Origin of the sequence: Streptomyces sp. WMMB 714, assembly GCF_900090125.1 — a bacterium.
Lineage (GTDB): Bacteria > Actinomycetota > Actinomycetes > Streptomycetales > Streptomycetaceae > Streptomyces > Streptomyces daqingensis.
The window spans coordinates 305,510-321,557 of the sequence record NZ_FMHJ01000006.1 but is presented as its reverse complement, the minus strand read 5'-3'; the positions used below and the strand labels follow the sequence as shown (position 1 = coordinate 321,557).

General features: G+C 71.6%; 15 protein-coding genes. 4 read left to right on the top strand and 11 right to left on the bottom strand.

Features of this window, described 5'->3' with window-relative positions; translation table 11 throughout:
- Positions 1-15: 15 nt before the first annotated feature.
- Positions 16-2,205 (top strand): 3-hydroxyacyl-CoA dehydrogenase NAD-binding domain-containing protein, encoded by a 2,190-nt coding sequence (locus tag H181DRAFT_RS13470; protein WP_045864616.1) that lies wholly within the window; start codon positions 16-18, stop codon positions 2,203-2,205.
- On the opposite strand, the gene H181DRAFT_RS13465 is transcribed toward H181DRAFT_RS13470, so the two are convergent.
- Together H181DRAFT_RS13465 and H181DRAFT_RS13460 are read right to left on the bottom strand one after the other, a co-directional pair.
- A complete protein-coding gene (locus H181DRAFT_RS13465) occupies positions 2,195-2,974 on the bottom strand; it encodes a MerR family transcriptional regulator (protein ID WP_045864615.1) in 780 nt (259 codons plus the stop codon). The two genes, H181DRAFT_RS13470 and H181DRAFT_RS13465, sit on opposite strands and share 11 nt — an antisense overlap.
- Positions 2,975-3,102: 128 nt before the next feature.
- Positions 3,103-4,026 carry an NmrA family NAD(P)-binding protein gene (locus tag H181DRAFT_RS13460; protein WP_045864614.1) on the bottom strand — a complete coding sequence of 308 codons (924 nt, stop codon included), beginning with the start codon at positions 4,024-4,026 and terminating at the stop codon, positions 3,103-3,105.
- 109 nt (positions 4,027-4,135) lie between these two features.
- On the opposite strand from H181DRAFT_RS13460, the gene H181DRAFT_RS13455 reads away from it, so the two are divergent.
- A complete protein-coding gene (locus H181DRAFT_RS13455; protein WP_045864613.1) occupies positions 4,136-4,702 on the top strand; it encodes a TetR/AcrR family transcriptional regulator in 567 nt (188 codons plus the stop codon).
- Between the two features lie 140 nt (positions 4,703-4,842).
- Here H181DRAFT_RS13455 and H181DRAFT_RS13450 read toward each other — a convergent pair whose 3' ends face one another.
- From H181DRAFT_RS13450 to H181DRAFT_RS13420, 7 genes are all read right to left on the bottom strand, one after another.
- Positions 4,843-6,078 carry a cytochrome P450 family protein gene (locus tag H181DRAFT_RS13450; protein WP_045864790.1) on the bottom strand — a complete coding sequence of 412 codons (1,236 nt, stop codon included), beginning with the start codon at positions 6,076-6,078 and terminating at the stop codon, positions 4,843-4,845.
- A 77-nt stretch (positions 6,079-6,155) separates the two neighbouring features.
- Positions 6,156-7,454, bottom strand: a complete 1,299-nt coding sequence (locus H181DRAFT_RS13445) for a cytochrome P450 (RefSeq protein WP_045864612.1) — start codon at positions 7,452-7,454, stop codon at positions 6,156-6,158.
- Positions 7,451-8,065, bottom strand: coding sequence for a GTP-binding protein (locus H181DRAFT_RS13440; RefSeq protein ID WP_045864611.1), 615 nt, complete (start codon positions 8,063-8,065; stop codon positions 7,451-7,453). Before H181DRAFT_RS13440 ends, H181DRAFT_RS13445 begins: the two co-directional genes overlap by 4 nt.
- Positions 8,046-8,405, bottom strand: a complete 360-nt coding sequence (locus H181DRAFT_RS13435; protein ID WP_045864610.1) for a DUF742 domain-containing protein — start codon at positions 8,403-8,405, stop codon at positions 8,046-8,048. Before H181DRAFT_RS13435 ends, H181DRAFT_RS13440 begins: the two co-directional genes overlap by 20 nt.
- A complete protein-coding gene (locus H181DRAFT_RS13430; protein WP_045864609.1) occupies positions 8,402-8,818 on the bottom strand; it encodes a roadblock/LC7 domain-containing protein in 417 nt (138 codons plus the stop codon). The genes H181DRAFT_RS13435 and H181DRAFT_RS13430 overlap by 4 nt, the downstream gene beginning before the upstream one ends.
- Positions 8,815-10,530, bottom strand: coding sequence for an ATP-binding protein (locus H181DRAFT_RS13425; protein WP_045864608.1), 1,716 nt, complete (start codon positions 10,528-10,530; stop codon positions 8,815-8,817). Before H181DRAFT_RS13425 ends, H181DRAFT_RS13430 begins: the two co-directional genes overlap by 4 nt.
- A gap of 121 nt (positions 10,531-10,651) precedes the next feature.
- Positions 10,652-10,897 carry an acyl-CoA dehydrogenase family protein gene (locus H181DRAFT_RS13420; protein ID WP_074467845.1) on the bottom strand — a complete coding sequence of 82 codons (246 nt, stop codon included), beginning with the start codon at positions 10,895-10,897 and terminating at the stop codon, positions 10,652-10,654.
- Between the two features lie 304 nt (positions 10,898-11,201).
- Here H181DRAFT_RS13420 and H181DRAFT_RS13415 point away from each other — a divergent pair, with 304 nt between their 5' ends.
- Both H181DRAFT_RS13415 and H181DRAFT_RS13410 read left to right on the top strand, forming a co-directional pair.
- On the top strand, positions 11,202-12,047 hold the full coding sequence (locus tag H181DRAFT_RS13415) for an oxygenase MpaB family protein (protein ID WP_045864789.1): 846 nt from the start codon (positions 11,202-11,204) through the stop codon (positions 12,045-12,047).
- Positions 12,048-12,237: 190 nt separating this feature from the next.
- Positions 12,238-13,023: a VOC family protein gene (locus H181DRAFT_RS13410; RefSeq protein WP_045864606.1), complete on the top strand. Its 786-nt coding sequence runs from the start codon at positions 12,238-12,240 to the stop codon at positions 13,021-13,023.
- Between the two features lie 143 nt (positions 13,024-13,166).
- Here H181DRAFT_RS13410 and H181DRAFT_RS13405 read toward each other — a convergent pair whose 3' ends face one another.
- Complete coding sequence (locus tag H181DRAFT_RS13405; protein ID WP_107068753.1) at positions 13,167-14,651, bottom strand: M1 family metallopeptidase; 1,485 nt, start codon at positions 14,649-14,651, stop codon at positions 13,167-13,169.
- 278 nt (positions 14,652-14,929) lie between these two features.
- A complete protein-coding gene (locus H181DRAFT_RS13400; RefSeq protein WP_045864604.1) occupies positions 14,930-15,841 on the bottom strand; it encodes an FAD-dependent oxidoreductase in 912 nt (303 codons plus the stop codon).
- Positions 15,842-16,048: the final 207 nt, after the last annotated feature.

Sequence of the window (16,048 nt, the reverse complement as noted above, 5' to 3'; positions counted from 1 at the left end):
GGAGAAGCACTCACCATGTCTGAGCCCACGACGTCCACGACCATCCGCTGGCAGCAGGACGAGACCGGCGTCGTCACCCTGGTACTGGACGATCCCGACCAGTCCGCCAACACCATGAACGCGGCGTTCACGGCGTCGCTGACCACCGTCGCCGACCGCCTGGAGAGCGAGAACGCCGCGGGCAACGTCCGCGGAGTCGTCTTCACCTCCGCGAAGAAGACCTTCTTCGCCGGCGGCGACCTCAACGACCTCATCCGGGCCCGCCCCGAGGACGCCGAGCGCGTCTTCGAGGCGGGCATGCGGATCAAGCGGGACCTGCGCCGCATCGAGACCCTGGGCAAGCCCGTCGTGGCGGCGATCAACGGGGCCGCGCTCGGCGGGGGCTTCGAGATCGCCCTGGCCTGCCACCACCGCGTCGCCCTCGACGCCAAGGGATCCAAGATCGGCTGCCCCGAGTCCACGCTCGGGCTGCTGCCGGCCGGCGGCGGCGTCACCCGTGCGGTCCGGCTGCTGGGCGTCACCGACGCCCTGCTGAACGTGCTGCTCCAGGGGCAGCAGTACTTCCCCGCCAAGGCGAAGGAGAAGGGCCTGGTCCACGAGGTCGTGGACAGCGAGGAGGCCATGCTGGCCGCCGCGCGCGCCTTCATCGACGCGAACCCGGAGTCGCACCAGCCGTGGGACGTCCCGGGGTACAAGATCCCCGGCGGCACGCCGTCCCACCCGAAGTTCGCCGCCAACCTGCCCGCCTTCCCGGCGAACCTGAAGAAGCAGACCAGCGGCGCCCCCTATCCCGCGCAGCGCAACATCCTTGCCGCGGCGGTCGAGGGCTCGCAGGTCGGCTTCGAGGAAGCGCAGGTCATCGAGGCCCGGTACTTCGTCGAACTGGTCACCGGCCAGATCTCGAAGAACATGATCCAGGCCTTCTTCTTCGACATGCAGGCCGTGAACGCCGGCCGCAGCCGTCCCAAGGGCGTGGAGCAGCGCAGGGTGCGCAAGGTCGCCGTGCTCGGTGCCGGCATGATGGGCGCGGGCATCGCCTACTCCTGCGCGAAGGCCGGCATCGAGGTCGTCCTGAAGGACGTCTCCCTGGAGGCGGCGGAGAAGGGCAAGGCCTACTCCGCGGGCCTGCTGGAGAAGGCGCTCAAGCGCGGCCGTACGACGGAGGCCAAGCGCGACGAGCTGCTGGCCCGCATCACCCCGGCCGCTGATCCGCAGGACGTGGCGGGCTGCGACGCCGTCATCGAGGCCGTCTTCGAGGACCCGGCGCTCAAGCACAAGGTCTTCCAGGAGATCCAGGACGTCGTCGAGCCCGAGGCCCTGCTGTGCTCCAACACCTCCACCCTGCCCATCACTTCGCTCGCCGAAGGCGTCGAGAGGCAGGCCGACTTCGTCGGGCTGCACTTCTTCTCGCCCGTGGACAAGATGCCGCTGGTGGAGATCATCAAGGGCCGGAAGACGGGGGAGGAGGCGCTGGCACGCGCCTTCGACCTGGTGCAGCAGATCAAGAAGACCCCGATCGTGGTCAACGACTCCCGCGGCTTCTTCACCTCCCGCGTCATCGGCCACTTCATCAACGAGGGTGTCGCCCTCGTCGGCGAGGGCGTGGAGCCCGCCACCGTCGAGCAGGCCGCCGCCCAGGCGGGCTACCCGGCGAAGGTGCTCTCGCTCATGGACGAGCTGACCCTCACCCTGCCGCGCAAGATCCGCGAGGAGACCAGGCGCGGGCTGGAGGCGGAGGGCGTGGAGTGGCAGCCCCATCCCGCGGACGAGGTCATCGACAGGATGGTCGACGAGTTCGGGCGCACCGGCCGCAGCGGCGGAGCGGGCTTCTACGACTACGACGAGAACGGCAGGCGCGGCAAGCTCTGGCCCGGTCTGCGGGAGCACTTCGGCAAGGGCGCCGACCCGGGCGTCCCGCTGAAGGACATGCAGGAGCGGATGCTCTTCGCCGAAGCCCTGGACACCGTCCGGCTGTTCGAGGAGGGCGTTCTCACCTCGGTGGCGGACGCCAACATCGGCTCCATCATGGGCATCGGGTTCCCGCCGTGGACGGGCGGCGTGATCCAGTACATCAACGGCTACGAGGGCGGGCCGGCCGGTTTCGTCGCGCGGGCCCGCGAGCTGCGGGAGCGCTACGGCGACCGCTTCGCCGTGCCGGCGCTGCTGGCGGAGAAGGCGGAGCAGGGCGAGGTCTTCAAGGACTGACGCCGTCGCCGTCGGACTGCGGGGGGACTCCCTTCGGGAAGGCCTCCCGCAGTTCCTCTTTCAGCGACCGCTGGAACGCCGTCATCAGCGCCTGCACCACCATCGGCTGCATGTGCGCCGACAGCGACTTCATCCGTTCCACCCGCTCCGGGTCGCTCTCCCGCCCCCGGTAGGGCTCCCACACCTCGTCCTTGAAGAGGCGGCTCAACTCCCGCGCCGCCGCCCGGGCGTGCTCCAGCATCGCCTCCCTGGCCGCGACGATGGTGCTCTGCGAGAGCGGCATGTCCAGCAGCCGCACCCCCAGGTGGAGAAGCGCCGGGTCGACGCGGAAGACGGCGTCGTCGTCCGTGCTCTCCAGGACGCTCATCGCCTCGAGCCGCTCCAGGTCGTCGTCCGTCAGCTCGCGGCCGACCCGCTGCTCCAGGTCACCGCGGGTGGCCTCGTCGACGGTGTCGGGCATCCAGGAGGCCACCATGGCGCGGTGGATGGCCAGGTCGTGCGGGTCCATGTCGTCGGGCAGCCGTTGGAGGTAGCGCTCGATCGCCGACAGGGTCATGCCCTGGTTCTGCAGCTCCTCGATCAGCGCGAGCCGCGAGAGGTGGTCCGGGCCGTAGCGGCCGACCCGGCGCGGCCCGATCGTGGGCGGCGGCAGCAGCCCGCGGGTGCTGTAGAAGCGGATGGTGCGGACGGTGACTCCGGCCCGTGCCGCGAGCTGGTCGACGGTCAGGCTGTCCGCGTCGCCCTGGCCGGCTCGCTGCTGCTGCTCCATCCGCCGCTCTCCCTGCCGCCGTGCCCTGCAACCTGTCTTGGACAGTATTGCTGTCGCACTGGTTGTGTACCGCATCGGCCCCCGCCGGACCCGTCCCGTACCGCCGGGTCCGGCGGAGGCGGCCGGGGTCAGGCGGCGGGCCCCATGTGCTCCCGCGCCCATGTCTCGAAACCGGTCAGAGGGATGCCCAGGTCCCTCGCGTACTCCGGCCGGGCCGGCTGGTCCGCCACGTTCATCCACTCGTGCGAGGCGCCCATCCCCGGCATCCCCGCGGCGAGGGCCTCCGCCTCGGTCATGTCCGGAGCGGACAGGTGCGTGCCGAGGGCGCGGGAGAGGACTTCGGCGATCTCCGTCATCGTCAGAAGGTCGCTCGCCAGCTCCAGTTCGACTCCGTGGAACCGTTCCGGGGCGGCGACGGCCGCGGCGGCCGCGGCACCGATGTCGCGCACCGCGACCAGGGGCAGCCGGGTACCGGGGCGGAGGACGCTCACGAGGCCGCCCTCGACGCCGCGGGGAAACAGGAAGGCCTTGGACGGCAGGAAGTTCTCCATGAAGAAGCCCGGCTTGAGCAGCGTCCAGTGCCGGAAGCCGGCCTCGCGGACCCGGTCCTGAACGGCGCTCTTGGCGCCCATGGTGGCCTCCATCGACGACCAGCGGCCTTCGGCCCAGCCGGGAGCCCCGGTGTGCCGGCCGGCTCCGGTGACCGACGTGTGCACGAACTGCGGCACCCCGGCGGCCTTGGCGCCCTCGACGAGGTTGACGCCCTGGGCCACCTCCCCGTCGTAGTCGAAACCGTCCGCGGTCATGGCGGGCATCTGCACGGAGAAGACGGCGCGGGTCCCCTCGGCGGCCCGCACCACTGATGCGCGGTCGTGGAGGTCGCCGGCGACCAGCCGGGCGCCGAGCGCCTCGACGGCCCCGGCCCGTTCGCTGTCCGGGTCGCGCACCAGGGCGCGGACGGGAACGCCCGCCGCCAGGAGGGCGCGGGCGGTGGCGCCGCCCTGGTTGCCGGTGGTGCCTGTGACCAGTACGGGTGCGGAGTCCGCGGACATGTCTCTCCCTCGATCGAGGTGCTCCCTAAGTAAAACGGCGGGGCCCGCCGTTTCTGTTCCGATACGATACGGCGGGCCCCGCCATTTAGTACATCCGGAGGTGACGTCCATGCCGGACCACCGTCGTGCGGACGCCCGGCGCAACTACGCGCGCATCCTGGCCGTGGCCGAGGAGGAGGTCGCCGCGCACGGCGCCGCCGCGTCCCTGGAGCAGATCGCCCGCGTCGCCGGGGTCGGCTCCGCGACCGTGCGCAGGCACTTCCCGACCCGCCGCGCGCTGCTCGAAGCCGTCTCGCAGAAGCGGGTCGAGGCCCTGTGCGTCCGCGCCGCCGAGCTGGCGGACGGGAGTGACAGCCGGCGGGCGCTGCTCGACTGGCTGGGCGACGTCGTCTCCTACGCCGCCTCCGCCCGGGGGCTGGCCGCCGCGCTCGCCTACGACGGCGACGGAGCCGGATCGGCGCACGAGAACGCCTGTTCCACGGCACTGGCGGAGGCGGCGGAGCCGCTGCTGCGACGGGCCGCGCGGGACGGCGCGGTGGCGGCGGACGTCACGGCCACGGACCTGATCACGCTGATCGTGGGCATCGTCCTGGCGACGGAGCACTGCCCGGACCCCGCCGCCCGGGCGGCCCGGCTGTTCGGGCTGGCCGTCTCCGGACTGAGCCAGCACCGCTGAACGGACGCACGCGGGCGGTGCGGGGGAGCGGTCCGCTCCTGCACCGTGGGCTCACCGAGAAGCGGCCCCTGGCCGCGTCCGGCACCGGCTCACCGTGCAGGACGCGGCCAGGGGCCGACTTTCGGGCAGCGCGCCCGCGTTCAGGCGTGCGGGCCGAGCCGCACCGGCAGCTCGTACAGCTCGTTCTGCGTGACGGCGGGCTTGTTGCGCAACTCGTGCGCGGGCACGGCCAGGGACATCTCCGGGAAACGCCCGAAGAGCGCGGGCAGCGCGATCCCGGCCTCCAGCCGGGACAGCGGAGCACCGGGGCAGACGTGCGGCCCGTGGCCGAAGGAGAGGTGGCGGTTGGGGGAGCGCGTCACGTCGAACTCGTCCGCCGCCGGGCCGTGCTGGAGCGTGTCGCGGCCGATGGCACCGTAGGCGACGATGAGCGCCTCACCCTCGCCGATGACGCGGTCGCCCACCGGAACGTCCTCGGTCGCGAAGCGGATGAGGACATGCGTGGTCGGCGCGTTCCAGCGCAGCGTCTCCTCGATCGCGGACTCCCAACTCGCCTCACCGGCACGGACCTTCGCGAACTGCCCGGGATGGGTGAGCAGGGCGACGACGGCATTGACGATGAGGCTGATGGTCGTCTCGTGGCCTGCCGCGATCATCAGCTGCAGCGTGGCGTTGACCTCTTCGTCGCTGAGGCGGTCGCCTCCGTCGCCGGCCTGCAGGAGCGCGCTGGTGAGGTCGTCGCCGGGGGAGCGCTTCTTCTCCTCAACGACACCGGCGAAGAGCTCGTTGAGCTCACCGATGATGGCGAGCACCTTCTCCGGCGGCGTCACGCTGGAGAAGAAGCCGTCGTACAGGTCGCGCAGCCGCGGATGCCGGGCCGGGTCGATGCCCATCAGCTCGCTGACGACGTTCATGGGCAGCCGGTACGCGAAGTGGGCCTTGAGGTCCACCTGCCCGCCGGAGTCCGCCGCCCCTTCCAGTTCGTCCAGCAGCTCCGCTGTGATGGCCTCGATGCGCGGACGCATCGCCTCCACACGCCGCGGGGTGAGCGCCTGCGCGGCGAGGGTGCGCAGCCTGCGGTGCTCGGCGCCGTCGAAGGTGAGCATGCTGGGGCCGGGATCGGCGAGTCCGATCATCGACCAGCTCTCCGGGATCTCCCCGCGCCGCCAGGCGCCCCACCGGGAGATGTCCTTGACCAGACGCGAGTCGGTGAGCAGCTTCCGTGCCTCGGCGTGGCGGGTCACCGCCCACACCTGGACACCGCCGGGCAGCTCCACCTCGGCGAGCGGACCGGCGGCGCGCAGCCGCGCGCCCTCTCCGGACAGGTCCCGCACCAGCGGGTCGAGCACGATCGGCCCGCCCGCGGTCTCCGGCACGGCTCCGCCGGCCGTGCCGCCGGAGACGTCCCCGGGCTCCCCGGCTCCGGTGCCGCCTCCCGCCACAGGGCACGAGGTCATCGGCCGCCCCCCAGGGCCGAGGTGGGTGTGAACGTGACCGGAAGGGACTCCAGTCCCCGCAGGAACGGAGACGGCCGCCACCGCAGCTCCTCCGGGGGCACCGCGAGGTCGACGTCGGGGAGTCTGTCCAGCAGCACCTCGATGCCCGTACGCGCGATGCCCTCGGCGATCTCCTGCGCCGGGTAGGGGCACCGGTGCGCGCCGTGGCCGAAGGAGAGGAAGGCGCTGTTGCCGCCGGTGAAGGCCGTCCGGTCCGGGCGGATCTGCGGGTCGGCGTTGGCGCCGGCGAAGCTGAGGATGAGCAGGTCGCCGCACCTGATGCGCTTGCCCGCCAGGTGCGTGTCCCGCGTCGTCCACCGGCCGGCGATGTTCTGCGACGGAGTCTCCTCCCACAGCACCTCGTTCATCGCCTCGGCGACGCTGTTGCGCCCCCCGCTCAGTGACGCGGAGAACCGCTCGTCGGTCAGCATCAGCCGCATCGAGTTGCCGATCCAGTCGGCCGTGGGCTCATGGCCGGCGACGATGTTGACCATCATGTCCTCGAGGATCTCCTCGGAGGAGAACTCGCCCGCGTTGAAGTGCGTCTGCATGCGCGTGGAGACGTCGGCCGCGGGCGAGATCGCACGGGAGCGCAGCAGCGCGCCCATGGAGCTCTGCAGATGCTGCCGTCCCTGGAGGGCATCGGCCGCCCCGTTCACCACCGCGTTGACGCTGGGGACGAGAGAAGCGCCCTCCTCGTCGGTGAACCCGTAGAGCTTGGCGAGGACGAGGGCGGGGAGCTTCTTGGCGTACTGGGAGATCAGATCCGCCTCGGCCAGCCTGCAGAACGAGTCGATCAGCGCGTCCGCGTTCTGCTCGGCGTAGCCGCGCAGTTCGAACGGGTCGACCTCGCCGAGCGCGTCGTTGATCAACGCCGAGCGGCGGGCGTGCCGTTCGCCCTCCTCGTAGAGGATCGAGGGCTGACGGCCCACCATCGGCATCAGCGGCCAGTCGGGCGGGATGCGGTCCCACATGTTCCACACCGACGAGTCGCGGGTGAACAGGGCCGGGTTCTCCGTGATGTGGTGCAGCTCCCTGTACCCCAGGACGAGCCAGGCCGGTACGTCGCCCGGCAGCGTGACCGGTGCGACGGCGCCGTGCTGGCGGCGCATGTCGCGGTAGAGCTCGTCGCGGTCGTCGTTGATGAAGCGGGGACCGAACATGGCGACGGTGCCGTGGTCGGCCGGGCAGCCGGCGGCGGGGTCCGGGCTTCCGGCGGGGGCGCCGGCGGCGGACTGCGACGGGGGAGTTGTCATGGTGCGTTCTCCCGGGCGGAGGAGGAAAGCCGGTAGAGGTGGTTCACGAGAGTGATCAGCACCTCCTTGCTGGATTCGCGCGAACGGGCGTCGCATTCGATGAGCGGCACGTCCTCGGACAGGTCGAGGGCCTCGCGTACCTCCTCGGCCGAGTAGTGGGGCCCGCCGAAGTCGTTGCGGGCCACGATGAAGGGCATGCCGTGCTGTTCGAGACGGTCGATGGCGTACCAGGAGTCGACGAGTCTGCGGGTGTCCACGAGCACGACGGCGCCGAGGGTCCCCGTGAAGAGGCGGTCCCACAGGAACCAGAACCGCTCTTGGCCGGGCGCCCCGAACAGGTAGAGCACCGTGGTGTCGTTGAGGCTGATCCGCCCGAAGTCGAAGGCGATGGTGGTGGTCGTCTTGCTCTCGACGTCCGTGGTGTCGTCGACGCCCTCCCCCGCACGCGTCATCGTCTCCTCGGTGTTGAGCGGGCGGATGTCGCTGACGGAACGCACCATCGTGGTCTTGCCGACACCGAACCCGCCGACGATCACGATCTTCAGCCCGTTGGCCGCTGTGCTGCGCAGCGGCGGGCGGGTTCCGGTGAGGTCAGAGGTTGCGGAGTCCAACGAGCACCTGCTTCAGGATTTCGGGATCGGGAAGTCGATCCGCGGCGGTGGCTGTCGTGCGCGGATGTCGTGCGGTGATCCGGCCTGCGGCATGCAGATCGCCCAGCAGGATCCGCACGATGCTCACGGGCAGGTTGAGATCGGAGGCGATCTCCACGACTGCCGTGGGGGAGTTGCAGATCCGCAGGATGGAGGCGTGCTCCGACTGCATTCCGGGGGTGGGCTGACTCTCGCTGACGACGAGCGTCACGAGGTCGAACGCGTCCGAGTTGGACCGGCTGCGCCCACCCGTCACGGTGTACAGCCGGTCCGGGTCCTCGTCCCGGCCCGGCCGTTTCATGCCGGGTCTCTGCTCTCGTCCTGCTGCCGCGGAGGCGTGGTGAGGTACTCGCTGAGCTGTTCGACGAGTTCGTTCATGTTGTGGCCGATGAGGCCCACGTCGGAGTCCTCGGTCGCCACCACGGCGAGATGGGCTCCGGAGCCGGCCTCCACGACGAAGAGGATGCCGCCGTAGAACTCGGCCATCGCTTGGCGTACGCCGCCACTGCCGTTGCCGAACTCCACGGACGCGCCGTGGGAGAGGCTCTGGATGCCCGCGGAGATGGCGGCCAGCTGGTCGGCCTGGTCGGCATCGAGGTCGGAGGAACTGCACAGCTTCAGTCCGTCGCGGGACAGGACGAGGGCGTGCCGCGTGCCCGGCGTCCGTCGCAACAGACTCTCCAGCAGCCAGTCGAGCTTGCCGTCGGTGATCATTCGGTGTGGTCCTCCGGGCGGGACGAGGAGGGTGAGGGGGAGGGGGAGGCCGCGTCGCCGGGTTTCGGGTCGGGGGACGACGAACCGCCCTGTACGGCACGGCGGAAGGCGCCGAACCGGGAGCCGGACTGCTCTGCCGATCTCGCGGGCTCGGCCGCCCGGTCGGCGTCGGATGATGCGGTGCGCTGCTGAGCGGCGGCCAGCGTCTGCCCGCGGCGCCGCTTCGGCAGTCCGCCGCCGGTCTCCTCCACGGGAGCGCGCTCCGCGGGAGCTTCGCCGGCGGACGCGTGCTCGGGCGAGGGCTCCGGCTCGCGGGCCGGGCGCGAGGCCGCGGCGGACACCGCCGGCTCACCGGCGGGCCGGCGCCTCCTCGGCAGCCCGCTCAGCGCCCCCTCCCTCCCGGTGCGCGGCGTGGGGATGTCGGCGCCGCGTTCGGCGGCGGGAGAGCGCGCCGGCTCGGCACGCGGCGGTTCCGTACGCGAGGGGAGCTCCGTGCGCTCCGGACGGCGGCTCTGGACGCCAGGCTGGGTGCCGGACTCTCGCGTCATGGCCTGGCTTTCTCTCTTCGGCTGTGTGATCAGCGTCTGCGGGATCATCAGCAGCACCCCGGTACCGCCGTGCGCGGAGGGCCGGAAGGACACGGAAAGGTTGTGCTTGTGGGCCAGCCGTCCGACGACGGCGAGACCGAGCCGGGTCCCGGAGAGGTTGGTGAGGTCCAGCGACTCCGCCGAGACGGCCTGCTGCGCGCGCTGCAGGGCGACGTCGCCCATGACGAGGCCGCCGTCCTCGACGGTGATGATGACTCCGGCCGACGCCTCCTCCACGTAGACGTGGACCTCGGAGGTGGGCGGGGAGAAGTTGGCCGCGTTGTCCATGAGTTCGGCGAGCGCGTGCATCACGCCTTCCGCCGCGTGCCCGGCGACGGCGAGCTCGCACGACGAGTGCAGCCGCACGCGCTGGTAGCCGCTGATACGGCCCATCGCGCCGCGCAGGATGCTCTCCATGACGATGGGCTTGGCCCAGCGCCTGCCCGTACGGGCACCGGTGAGCACCGCGATCGAGTCGGCGAGGCGGCCGGTCTGCGCGGTGCGGTGGTCCAGGTGGAGCAGGTCGCCCAGGACCTCCTCGTCCGAGTACTTGTGCTCGAGCTCCCGGAGGTCGGCCGCCATGCTCGTCGCGAGGGCCTGGACGCGGCCGGCGGCGTTGGCGCACGCGGCCATCGCTGCGGCCCGCATGCCCTCACCGCGGTGCACCTCGTTCGCCAGGAGGTGCAGCACGCGCTGGTAGGCGTTGTTGGCGACGGTCGGCACCGTCGCGAGCGCGGTCTGTGCGGAGGCCCCCGAACGCAGCCGCTCGACCAGGATCGGCACGACGACGTCGGCGAAGTGCGCGGCCACGGCCCGCTCGGCGCCGGCCTCGTCGTCCTTCTTCTTGACGACCGCCCGCAGGTGGCGGGTGAGGAGGATGCCACGCGTGGCCAGGGCGACGGAGAAGCTGAGGAGCACGGCGGCGGTTCCGCTGGCCCAGGCGACGGCCGGGCGTATGGAGAGCGGTGACGCGTAGACGGCGTACAGGCACGCGGGACCCGTGACGAGCACGGCTATCAGAAAGGCGAGAGCTGTACCCGTCCCCGTTTTCGGCGAACGCCCGGCGCCGGTGTCCGTGGCACCGTGGCGGGGCTGTTTTGACGGTGGGGAGGTCTCGGGGGTCATCAATCAGGGTCCTTGTGGACAGGTCCGGGCAGGGAGGGGGGTGAGCCGCACAGGCCGGTCAGCGCCGCACCAATATAGGGGAGCGAGCGATCATTTAAAGCCGCAGGCCGAAAACAATTGATCAATCGATCACCTGCATCCACCTGTTGGGACCGGCTGCGTTCCCCGTGACGGCGCCGGAGGTGAAACTCCCGCCGATGATGTCCCGTTGGATCGCACTCGTACCGCGGTGAACCGCGCGAACCACCGCCGTACGCAAATGCCGTTCCATGTCCTGTTCGGTCGTCGCATGGCCGTATCCGCCCATCGTGCGCATGCCTTGCCGCGGGCGTTCCCGGCCAGTTCGTTCGAAACTCAGTCTGGCCATGGAAGCGCCACTAGGGAAGAGCTAGAGAGGGTTCCGTATGCCCGCTGTGCAGTGCCGTATGCCAGAAGCCGGGCATCCCGCGCGTACTGCCGCGGCCGCGGAACGCGACGCTCCGCGGTGGGGAGGGACCGGTCCGGAATCCGTCCGCCGCCCCCGCCGCCCGGGCGGCCGGGCGGCCGGGCGGCCGGAGAAGGCCGGAGGCATCATGAAGAGAGTGAGCAGCGACAGCAGCAGCCGGGCCGGAAACGACAGCGCGAGCGGCCGGCGGCCGTGGGACGGGCCCGGGCCGCCCCCGCCGGGCGGCATGCTGTGGGACCTCGCGGGAGAGGTACGGATGCTGCTGACCCTGCCCGCCGCGCTCGCGATGCAGGTCGCGCACCCGGCCGTCAGCGCGGGCGTCGACGAGTACTCGGTCTTCCGGACCGACCCGTGGGGACGCGGCGAGCGCTCCCTGAGAAGCGTTCAACTCTGGGTCTACGGCGGGGAGAAGGCCGCGGAAGAGGGGCGGCGGCTGCGCAGGCTCCACCAAGGGATCAAGGGAGTCGACGCCCACGGCCGCGAGTACCACGCCCTCACCCCGGCCTACTACTCCTGGGTGCACGCCACGGGTTTCCCCGTCTACCGGCACACCCGGCCCTACCTCGGGGGCCGCCCGTACACCCATGACGAGGAGCGGCGGCTGTACGCGGAGTGGCTCCAGGTCGGACGCGTCCTCGGCATCCAGGACCGGGACATGCCGCAGACGGTCGAGGAGTTCTGGCCGTACTACAGGCGGATCCTGTCCGAGGAGCTGGAGAGGACGGCCGTCGTCGAGGAACTGATCGCCGTCGACCCGCCCCTGCCCGCGCCCGACCGGGGGCCCCGCGCCGTCCGCACGGCGCTGCGCCTGGCCTGGCCGGTCCTGGGGCCGTGGTTCGCACGCTTCCGGCGCTTCCTCACCATCGGCATGATGCCGCCGGACGCCCGCGCCGCCATCGGCCTGCCCTGGACGGAGCGGCAGGAGCGGCGGCTGCGGCGGCTGGGGGTCGCGGTGCGTGCCGTGATGCCGCTGCTGCCGGAGCGGCTGCGGTACCTGCCGCCGGCCTACGCGGCGCGGAAGGAGTACCGCCGCCGGTCGGGGGGCCGTCTGCGGCCGGAGCCGCGCGGATGACGGACGGCCGGGCGCGGCTGCCGGGCCACCGGCGGACCGGGCGGGCAGGGCATCCCCCGGGGGCCGCGGGCGGCCGAGGGGGATGCGGGTGAATTCGTCCGCGGCGCCGTCGCGGGGCGGCGTGGCGGGGGAGGCCGCGGACACCGCCCTCGGCACAGTGACCGGGAACCGCTGCCCATAAGGAGCTGCCATGCCCGAGGTAACTACCCGTTACGAGCCCGGTGTCCCCTGCTGGGTCGACCTGATGGTCCCCGACCAGCAGGCGGCCCTCGACTTCTACCGCGACCTCTTCGGCTGGCAGGGCGAGATCGGCCCCGAGGTGAACGGCGGCTACTCGGTCTGCACCCTGCACGGCAAGCCCGTCGCGGGCATCATGGCCGCGATGTCCCCGGACGGAGGGCCCACGCCCCCGCCCGCGTGGACCACGTACCTGGCCTCCGACGACGTGGAGTCCGGTGCGCAGGCCGTCATGGACAACGGCGGCACCGTCATGGTCCCCGGCATGGACGTGATGGACTTCGGCCGGATGGCGGTCGTCGCCGACCCCGCCGGCGCGGTCTTCGGGCTGTGGCAGGCCAAGGAGTTCATCGGCTCGCAGATCGTCAACGAGCACGGCGCGGTGGTCTGGAGCGAACTCAACACCTCCGACATCGAAGGCGCCGGCTCGTTCTACCGGCACCTGGGCATCCACACCTCGACGATGGAGGGGGCGCCGGGCTACTACGCGCTCAACGCCGCCGGCCGCGCTGTCGGCGGCATGCAGGGGCTGGAGAACTCGCCGTCCGGCACGCCGCCGCACTGGATCACGTACTTCGCGATCGACGACACCGACAGCACGGTCGACGCCCTCATCCGGGCGGACGGCTCGGTGCTCGTGCCCCCGTTCGACATGATGGCGGGCCGGATGGCGGTGGTGCAGGACCCGCAGGGCGCCACGTTCGCCCTCATCAAGCCCGTCCCGCCGGGCAGCGCCTGAAACACCGCCTGACACACCGCCTGACGCACGCGGCGGCCCCCGGAGCCGACTCGGACTCCGGGGGCCGACGCGTCGTCACGTGGTGCTTCTCCGGCAGGTGTTCGCGGACGCCGGTCCGGCCGTCAGCCGTTGCCGGCGTCCCGTCAGTGGCGGTGCGATCCGTTGACGGCCTGGATCTCGTCCCACGACTCGGGCCGCACGGGCTCGCCGCGCTCGCTCTTCACGCCCCCCAGCGCGGGTTTCGACGGCCTCGACGCGGTGTGCAGCCAGGTGTCGAAGAGCTTGCCGAGGGATTCGCCGGAGACCTTCTCCGCGTACTTCTCGAAGTCCGCCAGGCGGGCGTTGCCGTACGAGCGCTCCGACGGCCAGCCCTTGAGGATCGCGAAGAAGTCCTTGTCGCCGATCTTGTTGCGAAGCGCCTGGAGTGCCATCGCGCCGCGGTCGTAGACCGCTCCGTGGAACTGGTTCTCGGGGCCCGGGTCGCCCGGCTTCACCTTCCAGAACTCGTCGCCGGCGGGGTAGGACTCGTAGGCGTACTCGGCCAGTTCCTGCGCGGTGCCCTCGCCCTGCTCCTCCGACCACAGCCACGAGGCGTAGCTCGCGAAGCCCTCGTTGAGCCAGATGTCCTTCCAGTTCCGCACGGATACGCTGTCGCCGTACCACTGGTGCGCCACCTCGTGGACGACGACGGAGACGTCGGTGCCGCTCTTGAAGCGCTTGTTGCCGTAGAAGGCCATCGTCTGGGTCTCGAGGGCGAAGCTCTTGCCCGTGTCGGGAACGTAGCCGCCGACGGACTCGAAGGGGTACGTCCCGAACACGCCCTCCAGCCAGTCGGTGATCTCGGCGGTGCGCTCGACGCTCGCGCGGGCGGAGCCGTCCTCGTCGCCGAGGCCCTTGCTGTAGGCGTTGACGACCGGGATGCCGCTCTCCGTGGTGCTCTTCGTCAGGTCGAACTTGCCGACGGCGAGCGTCGCCAGGTACGTGGCCTGCGGCTTGCTGGAGCGCCAGGACGTGCGCACCCAGCCGGCGGACTCACGCTCGGACACCAGCCTGCCGTTGCTGAGGCTCTGGTAGCCCTCGGGGACGGCGATGCTCACGTCGAAGGTGGCCTTGTCGCTGGGGTGGTCGTTGCTCGGGTACCACCACCAGGCGGACTCGGGCTCGTTGGCGGCCACCGCTCCGTCGGGCGTGCGGTGCCAGGAGGTGAACCCGTCCACCTCGACCTCGGAGGGGACGCCCGAGTAGCGCACGACGACGGTGAAGTCCTCGCCCTTCGCGATGGGTTGGGCCGGTGTCACCTCCAACTCGTGGTCGCCGGAGGTCTCGAAGGACGCCTTGCGGCCGTTGACGTGCACCGCGCTCACGTCGAGGGCGAAGTCCAGGTTGAAACGGCTCAGTTCCTGGGTGGACTCCGCCAGCAGCGTGGCGGTGCCCGAGAGTTCGTCGCTCTTCGGCTGGTACTTCAGCCGCAGGTCGTAGTGCGAGACGTCGTAGCCGCCGTTGCCGTACGCCGGGTAGTACGCGTCTCCCGCTCCGGGCGCCCCCGGCGAAGGTTCGGCCGCCGAGGCCGGAACCGCCGTCAGGAGTGCGGCGAGCACCGCACCCGGAACCATGAGTCTGTGACGCACGAGTCCTCCAACTCCCTTGCCGCAGCGAACCGCCACGCTGATCCGGCTGCCGGGCCGGCAGCCGGGCCGATGCCCGATCGCACCTGACCGGGTCCGTCCTGGCCGGACCGGGCCGAGATGAAGGGTATGTACTCCGCCCGGGCCCGGCAGCCCTTTCCCGCCGACTGCCACAGGAACGTCATGCGGCGGACATCAGCCATCCCGGGCGCGGAACGCGGCGGCGGGCCCGGCCCGTCCGCAGGGCGTTCCGGCCCGGTCCCGGCCGGGTCCTGCGAGGCTCAGGCGCCGTCGAGCAGCCGGAGCACGTCGAGGGCGCAGCCCCAGGAGACCGTCACCCCGGCTCCGCCGTGCCCGTAGTTGTGGACGCACGACGCCCCGCCGGGCAGCTCCTGCCTCTCCAGCCGGACCCGCGGCCGGTACGGGCGCAGCCCGACCCGCTCCTCGATGATCCGGGCATCCGCCACCTCCGGACGGAACCGCGAGCAGCGGCGCACGATGGCTTCGGTGACGGCCGGGTCGGGCGTCAGGTCCTCGGCGTCCTCCTCGGCGGTGCCGCCGAGCAGCAGTCCGTACGGCTGGGGGAGGAGGTAAGTGGTCTGCGGATCCCCGGAGTCGGTGCGTGACGCGAGGAACCACTCGTCGACACCGGGGTTCTCCACGACGACGATCTGCCCCCGAACGGGCTGCATCCCCTTGTCCCCGGCCAGCTCGCGGGCGCCGAGACCGGTGCAGTTGACCACGACGGGCGCCTCCGCGGCTGCTTCGTCCAGCGACGCGATCCCGCGCTGCTCGACGCGGCCGCCGGCTGCCGCCAACCTGCCCCGCAGATACGGGAGATAGGTCTGCATGTCGACAAGTGGGGTCCGGGGCGGCGACCCGATCAGGGAGTGCCATTCGTCCGGTACGGATTCGCCGGCGCCGTCCTCCAGGGTGCCCCGCACGAGCCGTACCCCGGTGAGAGCGGGCTGTTCGGCGAGCCAGGCGAAGTTGCGGAACGAGCGCACCGCCCACTCGACTGCCCGCTCCTGCGGCTCGATGCGGTACGGCCAGCACAGACCGCCGGAGACCTCCGACGCCGTCGGTGCGGCCTCTTCCCGGCTCCAGACCCGCACGTCCGCGTCCCGCTCGGCCAGCATCACCGCAGTCGTCAGTCCGATGACGCCTGCCCCCACCACGATCACGTCGTCCATGCCGCGACGCTAGGAACCAGCGGCGGATCGATCAATAGCGCGATCGGGTCCCGCCGGGGACGCGGCGCCCCGGACCGGGGGCCCCGAACCGTGCCCGGGGTGCCGGTCCGCCTCCCTTCCCCGCCTCGATCCGGGGGAGGGACCGCCGGGCGGCCGAAAATACGCGCACGTACTGCTAAGCCCTGGGGAGAACCCTCCCGCGCGGGA

What these genes read in the sequence shown, in the direction of transcription:
- H181DRAFT_RS13445 (WP_045864612.1), bottom strand. Translation starts at nt 7,454, where the DNA reads ATGACAACTCCCCCGTCGCAGTCCGCCGCCGGCGCCCCCGCCGGAAGC.
- H181DRAFT_RS13410 (WP_045864606.1), top strand. Translation starts at nt 12,238, where the DNA reads ATGCCCGAGGTAACTACCCGTTACGAGCCCGGTGTCCCCTGCTGGGTC.
- H181DRAFT_RS13425 (WP_045864608.1), bottom strand. Translation starts at nt 10,530, where the DNA reads ATGACCCCCGAGACCTCCCCACCGTCAAAACAGCCCCGCCACGGTGCC.
- H181DRAFT_RS13460 (WP_045864614.1), bottom strand. Translation starts at nt 4,026, where the DNA reads ATGTCCGCGGACTCCGCACCCGTACTGGTCACAGGCACCACCGGCAAC.
- H181DRAFT_RS13435 (WP_045864610.1), bottom strand. Translation starts at nt 8,405, where the DNA reads ATGAAACGGCCGGGCCGGGACGAGGACCCGGACCGGCTGTACACCGTG.
- H181DRAFT_RS13465 (WP_045864615.1), bottom strand. Translation starts at nt 2,974, where the DNA reads ATGGAGCAGCAGCAGCGAGCCGGCCAGGGCGACGCGGACAGCCTGACC.
- H181DRAFT_RS13430 (WP_045864609.1), bottom strand. Translation starts at nt 8,818, where the DNA reads ATGATCACCGACGGCAAGCTCGACTGGCTGCTGGAGAGTCTGTTGCGA.
- H181DRAFT_RS13455 (WP_045864613.1), top strand. Translation starts at nt 4,136, where the DNA reads ATGCCGGACCACCGTCGTGCGGACGCCCGGCGCAACTACGCGCGCATC.
- H181DRAFT_RS13400 (WP_045864604.1), bottom strand. Translation starts at nt 15,841, where the DNA reads ATGGACGACGTGATCGTGGTGGGGGCAGGCGTCATCGGACTGACGACT.
- H181DRAFT_RS13420 (WP_074467845.1), bottom strand. Translation starts at nt 10,897, where the DNA reads ATGGCCAGACTGAGTTTCGAACGAACTGGCCGGGAACGCCCGCGGCAA.
- H181DRAFT_RS13415 (WP_045864789.1), top strand. Translation starts at nt 11,202, where the DNA reads ATGCTGTGGGACCTCGCGGGAGAGGTACGGATGCTGCTGACCCTGCCC.
- H181DRAFT_RS13470 (WP_045864616.1), top strand. Translation starts at nt 16, where the DNA reads ATGTCTGAGCCCACGACGTCCACGACCATCCGCTGGCAGCAGGACGAG.